Consider the following 14733-nt stretch of genomic DNA (forward strand, 5'->3'; position numbering starts at 1 on the left):
TCGACCGTCCGCCCCGCCTTGTGGATCGCTAAACTGCGCGCATGAGCGCATCCCCCGTTCCCACCGACAGCAAGACCCGTGCCGCCGACCTGCGCGAGCGCATCGAGCAGGCCAACTACCGCTACCACGTGCTCGACGATCCCACGATCACCGATGCCGAGTACGACGCCCTGATGCACGAGCTGGAGGCGCTGGAAGCCGCGCATCCCGGCCTGGCTACGCCCGACTCGCCCACCCGCCGGGTGGGCGCGCGCGCCACCGGCGGCTTCGCCGAGGTGCGCCACGCGCTGCCGATGCTGTCGCTGTCCAACGCCTTCGAGCAGCAAGCCGATGGAGAGCGGGGCGACGACGAGCGCACGCGCTTCCACGAGGTGGCCGAGTTCGAGCGGCGCATCGAGCAGACGCTGCATCGCAGCGAGCCCGTGTTTTCGGTGGAGCCGAAACTGGACGGTCTGGCGATCAGCCTACGCTACGAGCATGGCGTGTTCGTGCAGGGAGCGACCCGCGGCGACGGCGAGACCGGCGAGGACGTCACCGCCAACCTGCGCACCGTGCGCGCGATCCCGTTGAGGCTGCGCGGCACGGGCTGGCCGCAGGTGCTGGAAGTGCGCGGCGAGGTCGTCATGCTGCGCAAGGACTTCGAAGCGTTCAATCAACACGCGCGCACGCGTGGGGAAAAGACGCTGGCCAATCCGCGCAACGGCGCGGCCGGTTCGCTGCGGCAGCTCGACCCGGCGATCACCGCCAAGCGCAAGCTGAGCTTCTACGCCTATGCCGTAGGCGTGGTGGAAGGCGGCGAGCTGCCGCCCACGCACTCGGCCACCCTGAAGCAGCTGCGCGAGTGGGGCTTTCCGGTGTCGCCTGAAGTGGGCACGGCGCGCGGCTTCGCCGGGCTGATCGCCTACTTCAAGCGCATCGGCGCGAAGCGCGACCGCCTGCCTTACGACATCGACGGCGTGGTCTACAAGCTGGACGATTACGCAGGGCAGCGCGCGATGGGCTTCGTGGCGCGCGCCCCGCGTTGGGCCATCGCGCACAAGTTTCCCGCGCAGGAGCAGACCACCGCGGTGGAGGCGATCGAAATCCAGATTGGCCGCACCGGCGCCGCCACCCCGGTGGCGCGGCTGGCGCCGGTGCAGGTGGCCGGCGTGGTCGTCACCAATGCCACCTTGCACAACGCCGACCAGGTGGCGCGCCTGGACGTGCGCGTGGGCGACACCGTGATCGTGCGCCGTGCGGGCGACGTGATCCCCGAGGTGGTGCGGGTGATGCCCGAACTGCGGCCGCCGCACACGCGCCCCTGGCACATGCCCGCGCACTGCCCGGTGTGCGGCTCGGCGTTGCTGCGTGAAGAGGGGGCGGCGGCCTACCGCTGTTCCGGCGGCCTGATCTGCGCGGCGCAGCGCAAGGAGGCGCTGATCCACTTCGCCTCGCGCCGCGCCATGGACATCGATGGCCTCGGCGAGCGCTATGTCGACGCGCTGGTGGACTTCAGCTACGTGCAGACGCCGGCCGACCTGTACCGGCTCACGCTGGACGATTTCCTGGAGATGAAGCGCCGCGCCGACGAGCGCGACGGCACCACGCCGGAGACGGTGAAGCAGGGCAAGGTGGCCACCAAGTGGGCGGAAAACCTGCTCGACGGCATCGCGGCCAGCAGGAACACCACGCTGGCGCGTTTCCTGTTCGGGCTCGGCATCATGCACATCGGCGAGAGCACGGCGAAGACGCTGGCCGCCTGGCTGGGCCGGCTGGAGTTCGTGCGCAGCATGCCGGCGCCGGTATTGCGCACGCTGCCCGACATCGGCAACGAGGTGGCTGCGTCGATCGCCGGCTTCTTCGATCAGCACGGCAACCAGCAGGTGGTCGATGCGCTGCTTGCCGCGGGTATCCGCTTCGGCGACGAGGGCGCGCCCTCGCCGAGGCTGCGCGAGCGCCTGAACCTTGCGGTGCTGCTGGACATGGCGCACGTCAACAAGCTTGGCCCGAAGAGCACCGCGCTGCTGGCTGCACAGTATCCAACGCTGCAGCACCTGCGCGATGCCGGGCAGGCGCAGTGGATCGTCGCCGGTTTGCCGCAGGCGGCGGCGATCAATCTCGATGCCTACCTGGCCGACGCATCGCAGCTGGCGGCCTTGTGCGAGGCGGAATCGGCGATGCAGCAGCTGCTCGACGCCATTCCGCAGTCGGCGGAATCGGCCGGCTTGCCGCTGGACGGCCAGACCGTGGTGCTCACCGGCACGCTGCCGACGATGAGCCGCGATCAGGCGAAGGAAAAACTCGAAGCGCTGGGCGCGAAGGTGGCGGGCAGCGTGTCGAAGAAGACCAGTTTCGTGGTGGCCGGCGCGGAAGCCGGCTCCAAGCTCGACAAGGCGAACGAGCTGGGCGTGCCGGTATGGGACGAGGTGCAGCTGCTGGCGTTGCTGGCCAGGCACGGGGTTGCGCCGTGAAGCAGCCCGCCCTGCACGGGGCATTGCGATTGCGGGCGCGCCTCTATGCCCTGGTCCGCGCGTTCTTCGCCGAACGGAAGGTGCTGGAGGTGGAGACGCCGATCCTGTCGGCGGCGGGCAACACCGAGCCGAACATCGAGAGCTTCAGCACGCAGTTCAGCGGCCACGTCGATGCCGGCGCGCGCGAGCGCTGGTTGCGCACCTCGCCGGAATACCCGTTGAAGCGCCTGCTCGCCGCGGGCATGGGCGACTGCTACGAGCTGGGCCGGGTGTTCCGCAACGGCGAGGCGGGCGGACGGCACAACCCCGAATTCAGCATGCTGGAGTGGTATCGGGTGGGCTGGGACCACCGCCGCCTGATGCACGAGGTCATCGAGCTGGTGGAGGCGGCGCTGGCGCTGGAGGGTCGTCGCGCCGAGGTGCTGATCGAGGGTTACCGCCAGCTGTTCATCGACGAGCTGGGCATCGATCCCGCGCACGCGCCGATCGAGGAACTGCGCGCGCCCCTGGCGGACTTCGGCATCGATCCCGCGGGGCTCACCCGCGACGACTGGCTGGACCTGCTGCTCACCCACAAGCTGCAGCCGGCGTTTCCGGATGACCGCATCACGGTGATCCACGACTATCCGGCAAGCCAGTGCGCGCTGGCGAAGGTGCGCCCCGGAGACCCGCCGCGGGCTGAACGTTTCGAGCTGTACCTCGGCCGCTACGAACTGGCCAACGGCTATCACGAACTGAACGACTCGCGCGAGCAGCGCGTCCGCTTCGAGCGGGACAACGCCCGCCGCCGCGAACGCGGGCAGCGCGAGGTTCCGTTCGACGAAAACCTGCTGGCGGTGCTCGACGCGCTGCCCGATTGCGCCGGTGTGGCGCTGGGCATGGAGCGCCTGCTGATGTGCCTGGCCCGCTGCGACGAGATCGCCGGCGTGCTGGCGTTTCCCTTTTCGGAGGCCTGAGCATGGCCGAACCGTTGTTGCGCGGCATCCATCACGTCGCCCTGATCTGCTCGGACTACCCGCGCTCGAAGGCGTTCTACAGCACGACGCTGGGGCTGCGCATCGTGCGCGAGGTCTACCGCGACGCGCGCGATTCCTGGAAGTGCGACCTGGAAGTCGGCCCCGGCGTGCAGCTGGAGCTGTTCTCGTTTCCCGGCGCGCCGCCGCGTCCCTCCTGGCCGGAGGCGCAGGGACTCCGCCACCTCGCCTTCGCCGTGGCCGACGTGGAGGCGGCGGTGGCCGTGCTCACGGCGCGCGGCGTCGCCTGCGAGCCGGTGCGGGTGGACGAGCACACCGGTCGCCGCTTCGTCTTCTTCGCCGATCCGGACGGATTGCCGATCGAGCTTTACGAGTCGTAGTCGGCACGGGGCCCGAGAGACCGCGTGCCGTGTGTGGCGGGCTCAGGCCCGGTCGCCCTTGATGTCGGGAAGGACGGCGCTGTCGCTCCACAGGTAGCGGTAGATCAGGCCGCCGATGATGCCGCCGACGATCGGCATCACCCAGAAGAACCACAGTTGCCCCAACGCCCAGCCGCCCTGGAACAGGGCCACCCCGGTGGAGCGTGCCGGGTTCACCGAGGTGTTGGTGACCGGGATGCTGATCAGGTGGATCAGGGTCAGCGCGAGCCCGATCGCGATGCCGGCGAAGCCCACCGGCGCGCTCTTGTGGGTGGCGCCCATGATGATGAAGATGAAGAAGCAGGTCATCACGATCTCGCACACCGCCGCCGCGCCCATCGAATAGCCGCCCGGCGAATGCGCGCCGTAGCCGTTCGAGGCGAAGCCGCCGCCGACGGGGTCGAAGCCCGCCTTGCCCGAGGCGATCACGTACAGCACCGCGCCGGCCACCAGGCCGCCGATCACCTGGGCGACGATGTAGGGGATCACCTCCTTCACCGGAAAACGGCCGCCGGCGGCGAGGCCGCAAGTCACCGCCGGGTTGATGTGGCAGCCGGAGATGTGACCGATGGCGTAGCACATCGTCAGCAGGGTGAGGCCGAAGGCCAGCGCCACGCCGGCGAAGCCGATGCCGAGTCCCGGAAAGCCGGCGGCGAGCACGGCGCTGCCGCAGCCGCCCAACACCAGCCAGAACGTGCCGAAGAATTCGGCGGCCATGCGTTTGCCCAGGTTCATCGAAGACTCCTTCCCGATTGCGTGAATGGACAGGTGCGCCGCGACTGTGCGGCGCGGTCTGGATCACTGGCCGGCGGCCAGGTCGTACGACGTTTCCTCTCCCCCGAAACGACGCCGGGCGGGTCGCCTGCAGGCCGCGGCTCGCCCGTGTGGCCCGGCATCCCGCCGGACGGCGCGAGCATAAGCCATGCAGGGGGCATCGCGAAGTGGCGCGTGCTGCGCTATGTTGCCGGGCCTTCTCCGCATCGGGCCACGGTTCCGTCATGAGCGACGCCACGACATTGCCCGCACCGGACACGACAGGCGGCGCAGTGCGCCGGCTGGATCGTCGTGACGCGCGCACCCTGCTGCTGTCCGCGCTGGGCGGCGCGCTGGAGTTCTACGACTTCGTGGTGTTCGTGTTCTTCGCCGTTCCGCTCGGTCACCTGTTCTTTCCGCCGCATACCGCGCCATGGCTGGCCCAGCTGCAGGTCTATGGCATCTTCGCCGCCGGCTACCTGGCGCGGCCGCTGGGCGGTGTCGTGATGGCGCACTACGGCGACACGCTGGGCCGCAAGCGGATGTTCACCCTCAGCGTTTTGCTGATGGCGTTGCCCACGCTCGGCATCGGCCTGCTGCCGGTACATGCGCAGATCGGCATGCTGGCGCCGCTGCTGCTGCTTCTGCTGCGTGTGGTGCAGGGCATTGCCGTGGGCGGCGAGGTACCCGGTGCATGGGTGTTCGTGGCCGAGCACGTGCCGGCGGGACGGGTCGGCTTTGCCTGCGCCAGCCTCACCGCGGGGTTGACCGTGGGCATCCTGATCGGCTCGCTGGTGGCCGCGGCGATCAACCGGCATCTGGCGCCCGCGGCGGTGCTCGACTGGGGCTGGCGGGTGCCGTTCCTGATCGGCGGCGCGTTCGGGTTCATCGCGGTGTGGCTGCGCCGCTGGCTCAGCGAGACGCCGGTGTTCCTGGCGATGCACACGCGCCGCGAGCTGTCCGCGGCCCTGCCGCTGCAGCAGGTGCTGCGCCGGCATCGTGCGGGCGTACTGGTGTCGATGCTGGCGACGTGGATGCTGACCGCGGCGATCGTGGTGATGATCCTGATGACGCCTTCGCTGGCGCAGTCTGTGTTCCACATGCCGCCGGCGCGCGCCTTCCTGGGCAACAGCGTGGCGTCGCTGGCGCTGGCGCTCGGCTGCATCGGCTACGGCTGGCTGGCCGATCGCCTGGGCAGCGCGCGCGCGCTGCTGTGTGGCGCGATCGGCCTGCTGGTATGCAGCTACGCACTGTATCTGGATCTGCGGGTCGGCGCGGCGCATTTCGTGGCGCTGTATGCGCTGGCCGGCTTCAGCGTGGGCGTGACTGGCGTGGTGCCGGCGCTGATGGTGGCCGCGTTCCCGCCGGCGGTGCGCTTCTCCGGCGTGTCGTTTTCCTACAACGTCGCGTATGCACTGTTCGGCGGTCTGACGCCGCCGGTGATCGGTCTGCTGGTGAGGCGCCTGGGCGTGCTGGCGCCGGCGCACTACGTGGCGCTCACCGCGCTGGTCGGCATCGCGGCGGCACTCTGGCTGATGCAAGCCGGGCGCGATGGTGCGGAAGCGCCGCGCGGCGTTGCCTAGAACTCCAACTCCTGCGTGGCGCAGAGGTAGTCCACCATCGGCGCCGCGCGCCTGAAGCAGGCCACCGTCCACGGCAGCAGCTCGGTGGAGCAGGCCAGTGCTTCGTCGAAGCCCTCGCCGCAGGCGAAGTCCTTGCGCTTCAGGTCCTCGATCAGCTCGTGGTTGGGGTCGTAGCCGTGCGGCGGGCGCTTCAGCGATTCGCCCCAGAATTGCATGTGCTCGCGAAAGCCGGGGTTCTGCGTGGCCTTCTTCCAGGCGGCAGGGTTGTCGGCGAGGAAGGCGCGGATCTTCTTCAGCGCGTCGGGCTCGGGATGCCACATGCCGCCGCCGGCGAAGCAGTCGCCGGGCTGGACGTGCATGTAGAACGAGGGTGCCGGGATCTCGTGGCGGCGCTCGTGGAAGAAGCGCGCGCCCTGCCAGGGCTTGTACGGCAGCTTGTTGTTCGAAAAGCGGGTGTCCCTGAAGATGCGGAACAGCGAACCGCCGTTCTTGCGCGGGTCGGCGCGGTAGTGCGGGCTGATCTTCGCCAGCGGCGCCTGCAGGTCGGTGATGAGGCGCAGGAACGGCTCGCGCACGTGGCGCTCGTAGTCGGCCTTGTGCGCGGTGAACCAGTCGCGGCTGTTGTTGCGGTCGAGTGCGCGCAGGAACTTGAACGTGGCGGGGCTGAAGTAGGCGTGGGGCATGAGGGACTCGGTCAGGTCAGTTCGGCCGCCAGCTGTTCGCCCCAGGCCTGCAGCTGGTCCAGCAGCGGCAGCTTGTCCTGTCGCGCGGGATCGGCGCGCAGGGCCGAGAGCATGGCGAAGTAGCCGTCAAGGGTAAGCGTGGTGAGCGGCGTTTCGCGCGTGAGGCGCTGGCGACGGAAGGCTTCCCAGCGCGTCTGTTCTTCCGCACTCAAGGTCTCCGGCCAGTTGCGGGCGCGGTAGCGGAACAGCAGCTCGGCATAGCGCGGGTCGCGGAACGGGAAGGCGCGCGTCGCCAGCTGTTCCGGCGGCGTGGCGCGCACCTCGCGCAGCAGGCGCTTGTCGGCGTCGGGCAGGAAGCCGGCGTACAGCGCCAGCTCGGGATCTTCCGGCGGCGGCAGCTCGGCGGCGCGGGCGAACACGCGGGCGACCTTGGCGGCCAGCCCGTCGGCGGCGGCCAGCGCATCGCGGTGGGCGAGGCAGCGTTCGGGATCGAGCTGCAGGCGTTGCAGGTCCGCGCCCTTCAGCACGGAGAGCGGCGCCAGCGCCGGCGCGCGGTTCGCGCGCACGGTGCGCAGCGGGATGCGGGCGACGTCGTCGGGCAGGTCGGTGCGCGCGGTGAACACGCGGTCGGCGATCTCGTCTTCGTCCAGCCCGAGCCATTCCGCCGGATCGGAGGCGAGGTCGCAGACGATCACCTCGCCGGGGCGGCTGGGATGCATCGCCAGCGGTGCGATCAGGGCGAGGCAGTGGCGGCTGGCGGGATAGCGCGAGGAGACGTGCACGAGGGGCGTCATCGCCGCCACGTCGAGCAGTTCGAACACGCGCTGCTTGCGGCGCAGCGCGTAGTGCCAGTCCCACAGCCGTGGCTGGCGCACGCGGATCAACCGCGCGAGGTCGATCAGCGCGTACACGTCGGAGAGCGCGTCGTGCGCACGTTCCTGTTGCAGGTGGTTGGCGGTGGCCAGCAGTTCCAGCCTGAAGCTGGGCGCGCCGTCCTCGCGGGTGGGCCACGCGATGCCCTCGGGGCGCAGCGCCTCGCACATGCGCACGAGGTCGATCAGGTCCCAGCGCGAATTGCCGTTCTCCCACTCGCGGCCGTAGGGTTCGTAGAAGTTGCGGTAGAGCAGCTGGCGCGTCACCTCGTCGTCGAAGCGCAGCGAGTTGTAGCCCACGCCGCAGGTCCCGGGCGCGGCGAGCTGGTCGTGCACGCGGGCGGCGAACTCGGCTTCGCCGACGCCTTCGCGCTCGGCCTGCTGCGGCGTGATGCCGGTGATCAGGCAGGCCTCGGGCTGGGGCAGGCTGTCGCGCGGCGGCTGGCCGAAGAACATCACCGGCTCGCCGACGATCTCCAGCTCCGGCGTGGTGCGGATGCCGGCGAACTGCACGGGGCGGTCGCGCCGGGGATCGGCGCCGAAGGTCTCGTAGTCGTGCCAGAAGAACGTCTGCATAGGCTGGATGATCGCATGCGGATGCCCCGATGGGCCCAGGCGCGGGCGGCACCGGTCTGTCCGCCCGCATCCCTTGATAGACTGCGCGACCAGGAGGGCGCATGAGCCAAGCCAACGACGACAACCTGATCTGGATCGATCTGGAGATGACCGGCCTCGACACCGACGCCGATTCGATCCTGGAGATCGCCACCATCGTCACCGACAAGGAACTCAACGTGCTGGCCGAAGGCCCGGTGTTCGCGATCCGCCACGAGCTGGACCGGCTGGAGGCGATGGACGCCTGGAACCGCAACCAGCACGGCAGGTCCGGCCTGTGGCAGCAGGTGCTCGATTCCACCGCCGACCATGCGGTAGCCGAACAGGCCACGCTGGACTTCCTGCGCGACTGGGTGCCGGCGGGCAAGTCGCCGATGTGCGGCAACTCGATCTGCCAGGACCGCCGCTTCCTGCACCGGCAGATGCCGCGGCTGGAGCACTTCTTCCACTACCGCAACCTCGACGTGTCCACGCTGAAGGAGCTGGCGCGGCGCTGGGCGCCCGCGATCGGCAAGGGCTTCGGCAAGGATTCCGCGCATACGGCGTTGTCGGACATCCGCGATTCGATCGAGGAGCTGCGCTACTACCGCCGCTTCATGGGTGAGCTGGGCGGGGCATGAACGCGCTCGACGCCATGTTCGCCACCGTGCTGGACTGCGCCGGACGCAAGCTGCCGCTGGACCGCCCGCGCGTGGCCGGCATCATCAACGTCACGCCTGACTCGTTTTCCGACGGCGGCGAGCACGCCACCATGGAGGCGGCCGTGGCGCACGGCCTGGCGCTGACGGAGCAGGGCGCCGACCTGCTCGACGTGGGCGGCGAATCCACCCGCCCCGGCGCGGCCGAGGTATCGGTGGAGGAAGAGCTGCGCCGGGTGATCCCGGTGATCGAGCAGCTGGTCGCGCGTACCGCGCTGCCGATCGCCGTCGACACCTCCAAGCCCGAGGTGATGCGCGCGGCGGTGGCCGCGGGCGCCGGCATGATCAACGACGTGTACGCATTGCGCCGCGAAGGCGCGCTGGATGCCGCGGCGGCTCTCGGCGTGCCGGTATGCCTGATGCACATGCAGGGCGAGCCGCGCAGCATGCAGGACGCCCCGCACTACGACGACGTGGTGGGCGAGGTGCACCGCTTCCTCGCCGACCGCCTGTTCGCCTGCGAACTGGCCGGCATCGACAAGCGCAAGGTGCTCGTCGACCCGGGCTTCGGCTTCGGCAAGAGCCTCGAGCACAACCTGGCCCTGCTGCGGGCGCTGGAGCGCTTCGCGGATCTCGGCAGCGGCGTCTACGCGGGCCTGTCGCGCAAGGCCATGATTGGCGCATTGACCGGTCGCAAGCCCCCGGTCGAGCGCGCGGCCGGCTCGGTCGCCGCCGCGTTGATCGCGGTTCAGCGCGGCGCGTGCATGGTGCGCGTGCACGACGTGGCCGCCACGGTGGACGCGCTGGCGGTATGGCAAGGCGTGCACACGGGGGAAGAGGCGCCGAGCCGCGATCCGAAGCCGGCGGCACCGCGCTGGCCAGACGACGACTAGCCGGACAGAGAACAGCGACAGGACGGCGGCGCACGAAGCGCCGCCGACGGGACAGGGAACCCTTTCGGGAAGGCATCCATGAGTCAATGCAAATATTTCGGCACGGACGGCATCCGTGGCAGGGTCGGCGAGTGGCCGATCAATGCCGAGTTCATGCTGCGGCTGGGCCGCGCGCTGGGCGCGGTGCTAAGGCAGCAGAGCACCGGACGCCGTGGCGTGCTGATCGGCAAGGACACCCGCGTTTCCGGCTACATGTTCGAGGCCGCGCTGGAAGCCGGCCTGGTTTCCGCCGGCGTCGACGTACGCATGCTGGGGCCGATGCCGACCCCGGCCGTGGCCTTCCTCACCCGTTCCCTGCGTGCCGAGGCCGGCATCGTCATCAGCGCATCGCACAACCCCCATTACGACAACGGCATCAAGTTCTTCTCCGCGCAGGGCGAGAAGCTCAGCGACGCGATGGAAGCGGCCATTGAGGCGGAGATCGACGCGCCCTTCATCACGGTGCCTTCCGAGCACCTGGGCAAGGCCCGCCGCATCGACGACGCGGTGACCCGCTACGCGGAGTTCTGCAAGAGCACGGTGGCCGAGGACTTCAACCTCAACGGCCTGAAGATCGTGCTGGACTGCGCGAACGGCGCCACTTACCAGGTCGCGCCCAAGGTGTTCACTGAGCTAGGCGCCGAAGTGACCGCCATCGGCGACAAGCCGGACGGTTTCAACATCAACCGCGAGGTGGGCTCTACCCACCCCGAGGCGCTGCAGCGCGCGGTGCGGGAGCAGGGCGCGGACCTCGGCATCGCCTTCGACGGCGACGGCGACCGTGTGCAGCTGGTGGACCGCCTCGGCGTGCTCGCCGACGGCGACGACCTGCTCTACGTGATCGCCCGTGCCTGGCAGGCGCGCGGCCAGCTGCGCGGGCCGCTGGTCGGCACCCTGATGAGCAACTACGGCCTGCAGCTGGCGCTGGAAAAGCTCGGCGTCGAACTGGTGCGTGCCAAGGTGGGCGACCGCTACGTGCTGCAGCAACTCAAGGAGCGTGGCGGCGTGCTGGGCGGCGAAACCTCCGGCCACATCCTCTGCCTGGACCGGGCCACCACCGGCGACGGCATCGTCTCCGCGCTGGCCGTGCTGGAGGCGCTGGCCGGCGAGGATTTCGCCACGGCGCGGCAAGGCCTGGCCAAGCTGCCGCAGGTGATGATCAACGTGCGCGCCGACGGTGCGCGCGAAGCACTCGACGGGGATGCCGTGCGGCAGGCGCTGGCCGCCACGGAACAGACGTTGCGCGGCCGCGGCCGCGTGGTGCTGCGGCCCTCGGGTACCGAGCCGCTGGTGCGGGTCACCGTCGAGGGCACCGATGCGGCCGAGGTGCGGCAGTTGGCGCAAAACCTGGCTGACGTCGTAAAATCCTCCGCAGAACGCTCGTGAACCAGCCGGCGGCAATGCCGGCCTCAGGTCCCCAGGATCCGGTCGCCAAGGAATGGCCCGACGTGAACCGTCCCTGCGGTGGCGGTACACCCATCGACCGCGCAACCGACCGGACCCGGACCCATGAAGAACGTTCCCACCCTCGACATTCGCCGCTACGACGGTGACCGCGAAGCCTTCGTCGCCGAGCTTGGCGCCGCCTACCGCGAATTCGGCTTCTGCTGCATCGGCGGCCATGGCATCCCGGGCAGACTGATCGACGGCGCCTACGACGCCTTCCGCCGCTTTTTCGCACTGCCCACCGATACCAAGATGAAATACCACGTGCCCGGCAGCGGCGGCGCACGCGGCTACACCCCGTTCAAGGTGGAGACTGCGAAGGACAGTAAGCACCCCGATCTCAAGGAGTTCTGGCACGTCGGGCGCGAGATCGCGCGCGACTCGACGTTCGCCGACGTGATGGCGCCGAACCTGTGGCCGAGCGAGGTACCGGAGTTCCAGCGGTACGGCTACGGCCTGTACGAGGCGCTGGACCAGCTCGGCACCCGCGTGCTGCGCGCGCTGGCGCTGCACATCGGCCTGCCCGAGCATTACTTCGAGGACAAGACCGACCAGGGCAATTCCATCCTGCGGCCGATCCACTACCCGCCGATCACCGAGGAGAACATCCCGAACGTGCGCGCGGGCGCGCACGAGGACATCAACTTCATCACCCTGCTGGTGGGCGCCAGCGCGGAAGGGCTGGAAGTGCTGACGCGCGAGGGCGAGTGGCTGCCGGTCACTACCGAGGGCGACGCCATCGTGGTGAACATCGGCGACATGCTGCAGCGCCTGAGCAACCACGTGTACCCGTCCACCACCCACCGCGTGGTGAACCCGCAGAACGCGAACGCGCGCAAGCCGCGCTACTCGGTGCCGTTCTTCCTGCACCCCAACCCCGACGTGGTGCTGGACCCGTTGCCGCAGTGCGTGACGCCGGACAACCCGAAGCGATACGACACCCCGATCACCTCGCACGAGTACCTGCAGCAGCGCCTGCGCGAGATCAAGTTGATCTGAGCCGGGATTCGGGACACTGCGCTCGCCCCCTGCCTGCCCCAGGTTGCGCCCCGGACAGGCAGGGGCGAGGAGGACTCCGTCAATCCGCCTGACGGTAACGTCGCCCTTGCCGCGCCGACAGGCGAAATGCCAGCCGGTCCGGCATCAGCTTGAACACGCCCTTGATGAAGCGGTTCACGCGGCCGGTGACGTGCACCGCCTCGCCGCGCTCCACGGCGGCGAGACCCTCGGCCACCACCGTTTCGGCGCTCTGCCACATGAAGCCGGGCAGCTTGTTCATCAGCGCGCGGGTGCCGGTGACGTCATGGAACTCGGAATACGTGAAGCCGGGGCACAACGCGCAGACGTGCACGCCGCGCTCGCGGCTTTCCAGCGCCAGTCCCTGCGAGAACTTGATCAGGAATGCCTTGGCGGGCGCGTACAAGGTGTGCCCCGCGGTGCCCGGCACATGGCCGGCCAGCGACGCCACGTTGACGATGCGGCCGTAGCCGCGTTCGCGCATGCCGGGCAACAGGCGCCAGGCCAGTTCGACCGGCGCATCGAGCAATACCCGCAGGAAGCCCGCATGCGTGTTCCAGTCGTTGCCCACGAAGCTACCGGGCACGCCGTAGCCGGCGTTGTTGATCAGCCAGTCCACTGCGAGGCCACGTTGTTCCAGGTCTTCGCACAGCACGCGTGGTGCTGCGGGATCAGCAAGATCGGCGCCCAACACCGTCGCCGCGCAGCCGTGTCGCGATCGCAGCTCGGCGGCCAGCGCTTCCAGCCGCCCGGTGCGCCGCGCGGTCAGCACCAGGTCGTGGCCGCGTGCCGCCAGCGCATGGGCGAAGGCGGCGCCGATGCCGGCGGAGGCGCCGGTGACGAGACTCAGTGGTCGTGCAGGCGGCATGTTTTTCTCCGGTCGGGACCGGCGCATCTTGGACGTTGCGCTGCAGCAATACCAGTCCCTCTATCGTCCTGTAAAATTTCGATTTTGTAGCAAGGGAATGATGTCGAACATGCGCAAGAAGCTCGTCGTCGCAAACTGGAAGATGCACGGCAGCCGCTCGATGGCCGCCGCCCTGTGCGGCGAGATTGCCGCGGCCAGGCCCGACGGCATGGACGTGGTGATCTGCCCGCCGTTTCCCTACCTGGAGGCGGTGGGCGCGGCCTGCGCCGCGGCCGGCGTCGGCGTCGGCGCACAGGATCTCAGTGAACACGAAGGGCAGGGCGCGTACACCGGCGAAGTGTCCGGCGCGATGCTGGCCGACTGTGGCGCGCAGTGGGTGCTGGCGGGTCACTCCGAGCGACGCCAGTACCACGGCGAAAGCGACGGGCTGGTGGCGCGCAAGTTTGCCGCGGCGCGCGCGGCCGGCCTCACGCCCATCCTCTGCGTGGGTGAAACCCTGGCGCAGCGCGAAGCCGGCGACACCGAAGCGGTGATCGCGCGCCAGCTGCAGGCCGTGCTCGCCGGCGGCGGCATCGCGGCATTCGATACTGCGGTAATCGCCTACGAACCGGTGTGGGCGATCGGTACCGGCCGTACCGCCACGCCCGAACAGGCCCAGCAGGTACATGCGTTCATCCGTAGCCAACTCCAGAAGGAAGATGCTATGATTGCCCGTCTGACTCGGCTGCTTTACGGCGGCAGCGTCAAGGCGGCCAATGCCGCCGAATTGTTCGCGCAGTCGGATGTGGATGGAGGCCTGATCGGTGGGGCCTCTCTGATCGCTTCCGACTTCCTGGGAATCTGCGCAGCGGCGCGTTAAGTCGCCACGGGCTCGATTGATGTTCGTCATTTTCAGCGTGTTTTACATCCTGATCGCCGCGGCCATGACCGTGCTGATCCTGCTGCAGAACGGCGAGGGCGCCAGTGCCGGCTCCGGTTTCGGCGGCGGTGCTTCGGCCACGGTGTTCGGTGCACGCGGCTCGGCCAACTTCCTGACCCGTGCTACCGGCGTGCTCGCCGCGCTGTTCTTCGCGCTTAGCCTCGGCATGGGCATGTACCTGCACAGCCATGGCACGCAGCAGGGCAACGGCGCCGATCTCGGCGTGATGGCCGGCATGGGCAACCAGCCGGCACCCGCCAAGCAGGCGCCGGCGGCAGCCACGCCGGTGAACCCGGAAGTGCCGTCCGCTGCACCCGCAGCTGCGAACACCGCAGTGCCTGCGGCACCTGCCGCGAGCAAGCAGCAAGGCGAAGTGCCGGCTGCGCCGGCCCCGCAGAAGCAACACTGAGCAAGACACCTGCCCAGGTGGCGGAACTGGTAGACGCACTACCTTGAGGTGGTAGCGCCGCAAGGCGTAGGGGTTCGAGTCCCCTCTTGGGCACCATGACCTGATTCTGAACAGTTCAATATCGTCCAGAATCGTATCTAACCCCGCGATTTGCG

General features: G+C 69.2%; 14 protein-coding genes and 1 tRNA gene. 11 read left to right on the forward strand and 4 right to left on the reverse strand.

The window, feature by feature from the left end:
• Nucleotides 1-41: 41 nt before the first annotated feature.
• From ligA to gloA2, 3 genes are read left to right on the forward strand one after another with little or no spacing between them, the layout of a single operon-like run.
• On the forward strand, nucleotides 42-2450 hold the full coding sequence (gene ligA / locus AC2EWF_RS11680) for an NAD-dependent DNA ligase LigA (protein ID WP_483639535.1): 2409 nt from the start codon (nucleotides 42-44) through the stop codon (nucleotides 2448-2450).
• Nucleotides 2447-3406: an EF-P lysine aminoacylase EpmA gene (gene epmA, locus AC2EWF_RS11685; protein ID WP_483639536.1), complete on the forward strand. Its 960-nt coding sequence runs from the start codon at nucleotides 2447-2449 to the stop codon at nucleotides 3404-3406. The genes ligA and epmA overlap by 4 nt, the downstream gene beginning before the upstream one ends.
• 2 nt (nucleotides 3407-3408) lie before the next feature.
• Nucleotides 3409-3804, forward strand: a complete 396-nt coding sequence (gloA2, locus tag AC2EWF_RS11690) for an SMU1112c/YaeR family gloxylase I-like metalloprotein (protein ID WP_483639537.1) — start codon at nucleotides 3409-3411, stop codon at nucleotides 3802-3804.
• 42 nt (nucleotides 3805-3846) lie between these two features.
• Here the strand turns inward: gloA2 and aqpZ are convergent, their stop codons facing one another.
• Entirely contained in the window at nucleotides 3847-4578 is a 732-nt protein-coding gene (gene aqpZ / locus AC2EWF_RS11695; RefSeq protein WP_483639538.1) for an aquaporin Z, read from the reverse strand.
• A 263-nt stretch (nucleotides 4579-4841) separates the two neighbouring features.
• Between aqpZ and AC2EWF_RS11700 the strand changes: the two genes are divergently transcribed.
• Nucleotides 4842-6179 carry an MFS transporter gene (locus AC2EWF_RS11700; RefSeq protein ID WP_483639539.1) on the forward strand — a complete coding sequence of 446 codons (1338 nt, stop codon included), beginning with the start codon at nucleotides 4842-4844 and terminating at the stop codon, nucleotides 6177-6179.
• On the opposite strand, the gene AC2EWF_RS11705 is transcribed toward AC2EWF_RS11700, so the two are convergent.
• Together AC2EWF_RS11705 and sbcB are read right to left on the reverse strand one after the other, a co-directional pair.
• Nucleotides 6176-6862 (reverse strand): DUF2461 domain-containing protein, encoded by a 687-nt coding sequence (locus AC2EWF_RS11705; protein ID WP_483639540.1) that lies wholly within the window; start codon nucleotides 6860-6862, stop codon nucleotides 6176-6178. The genes AC2EWF_RS11700 and AC2EWF_RS11705 overlap by 4 nt on opposite strands.
• Nucleotides 6863-6873: 11 nt before the next feature.
• On the reverse strand, nucleotides 6874-8310 hold the full coding sequence (sbcB, locus tag AC2EWF_RS11710; RefSeq protein ID WP_483639541.1) for an exodeoxyribonuclease I: 1437 nt from the start codon (nucleotides 8308-8310) through the stop codon (nucleotides 6874-6876).
• Between the two features lie 101 nt (nucleotides 8311-8411).
• Between sbcB and orn the strand changes: the two genes are divergently transcribed.
• The 4 genes from orn (at nucleotide 8412) to AC2EWF_RS11730 (ending at nucleotide 12364) form a co-directional block, all read left to right on the forward strand.
• Nucleotides 8412-8969, forward strand: a complete 558-nt coding sequence (orn, locus tag AC2EWF_RS11715) for an oligoribonuclease (RefSeq protein WP_483639542.1) — start codon at nucleotides 8412-8414, stop codon at nucleotides 8967-8969.
• Nucleotides 8966-9880 (forward strand): dihydropteroate synthase, encoded by a 915-nt coding sequence (gene folP, locus AC2EWF_RS11720; RefSeq protein WP_483639543.1) that lies wholly within the window; start codon nucleotides 8966-8968, stop codon nucleotides 9878-9880. The genes orn and folP overlap by 4 nt, the downstream gene beginning before the upstream one ends.
• Before the next feature lie 78 nt (nucleotides 9881-9958).
• Entirely contained in the window at nucleotides 9959-11305 is a 1347-nt protein-coding gene (gene glmM, locus AC2EWF_RS11725; RefSeq protein ID WP_483639544.1) for a phosphoglucosamine mutase, read from the forward strand.
• Between the two features lie 123 nt (nucleotides 11306-11428).
• Nucleotides 11429-12364: an isopenicillin N synthase family dioxygenase gene (locus AC2EWF_RS11730; RefSeq protein WP_483639545.1), complete on the forward strand. Its 936-nt coding sequence runs from the start codon at nucleotides 11429-11431 to the stop codon at nucleotides 12362-12364.
• Between the two features lie 79 nt (nucleotides 12365-12443).
• On the opposite strand, the gene AC2EWF_RS11735 is transcribed toward AC2EWF_RS11730, so the two are convergent.
• Nucleotides 12444-13250 (reverse strand): SDR family NAD(P)-dependent oxidoreductase, encoded by an 807-nt coding sequence (locus AC2EWF_RS11735; protein WP_483639546.1) that lies wholly within the window; start codon nucleotides 13248-13250, stop codon nucleotides 12444-12446.
• A 109-nt stretch (nucleotides 13251-13359) separates the two neighbouring features.
• Between AC2EWF_RS11735 and tpiA the strand changes: the two genes are divergently transcribed.
• The 3 genes from tpiA (at nucleotide 13360) to AC2EWF_RS11750 (ending at nucleotide 14674) form a co-directional block, all read left to right on the forward strand.
• Complete coding sequence (tpiA, locus tag AC2EWF_RS11740; RefSeq protein ID WP_483639547.1) at nucleotides 13360-14109, forward strand: triose-phosphate isomerase; 750 nt, start codon at nucleotides 13360-13362, stop codon at nucleotides 14107-14109.
• 19 nt (nucleotides 14110-14128) lie between these two features.
• Nucleotides 14129-14578 carry a preprotein translocase subunit SecG gene (secG, locus tag AC2EWF_RS11745; protein ID WP_483639548.1) on the forward strand — a complete coding sequence of 150 codons (450 nt, stop codon included), beginning with the start codon at nucleotides 14129-14131 and terminating at the stop codon, nucleotides 14576-14578.
• Nucleotides 14579-14589: 11 nt separating this feature from the next.
• A tRNA-Leu gene (locus AC2EWF_RS11750) sits at nucleotides 14590-14674 on the forward strand.
• Nucleotides 14675-14733: the final 59 nt, after the last annotated feature.

This window comes from Rhodanobacter sp. sgz306013 (assembly GCF_057031145.1).

Coding starts and splice junctions, on each gene's coding strand:
- AC2EWF_RS11705 (WP_483639540.1), bottom strand. CDS start 6,862: ATGCCCCACGCCTACTTCAGCCCCGCCACGTTCAAGTTCCTGCGCGCA.
- secG (WP_483639548.1), top strand. CDS start 14,129: ATGTTCGTCATTTTCAGCGTGTTTTACATCCTGATCGCCGCGGCCATG.
- tpiA (WP_483639547.1), top strand. CDS start 13,360: ATGCGCAAGAAGCTCGTCGTCGCAAACTGGAAGATGCACGGCAGCCGC.
- AC2EWF_RS11735 (WP_483639546.1), bottom strand. CDS start 13,250: ATGCCGCCTGCACGACCACTGAGTCTCGTCACCGGCGCCTCCGCCGGC.
- AC2EWF_RS11730 (WP_483639545.1), top strand. CDS start 11,429: ATGAAGAACGTTCCCACCCTCGACATTCGCCGCTACGACGGTGACCGC.
- folP (WP_483639543.1), top strand. CDS start 8,966: ATGAACGCGCTCGACGCCATGTTCGCCACCGTGCTGGACTGCGCCGGA.
- ligA (WP_483639535.1), top strand. CDS start 42: ATGAGCGCATCCCCCGTTCCCACCGACAGCAAGACCCGTGCCGCCGAC.
- glmM (WP_483639544.1), top strand. CDS start 9,959: ATGAGTCAATGCAAATATTTCGGCACGGACGGCATCCGTGGCAGGGTC.
- gloA2 (WP_483639537.1), top strand. CDS start 3,409: ATGGCCGAACCGTTGTTGCGCGGCATCCATCACGTCGCCCTGATCTGC.
- aqpZ (WP_483639538.1), bottom strand. CDS start 4,578: ATGAACCTGGGCAAACGCATGGCCGCCGAATTCTTCGGCACGTTCTGG.
- orn (WP_483639542.1), top strand. CDS start 8,412: ATGAGCCAAGCCAACGACGACAACCTGATCTGGATCGATCTGGAGATG.
- sbcB (WP_483639541.1), bottom strand. CDS start 8,310: ATGCAGACGTTCTTCTGGCACGACTACGAGACCTTCGGCGCCGATCCC.
- AC2EWF_RS11700 (WP_483639539.1), top strand. CDS start 4,842: ATGAGCGACGCCACGACATTGCCCGCACCGGACACGACAGGCGGCGCA.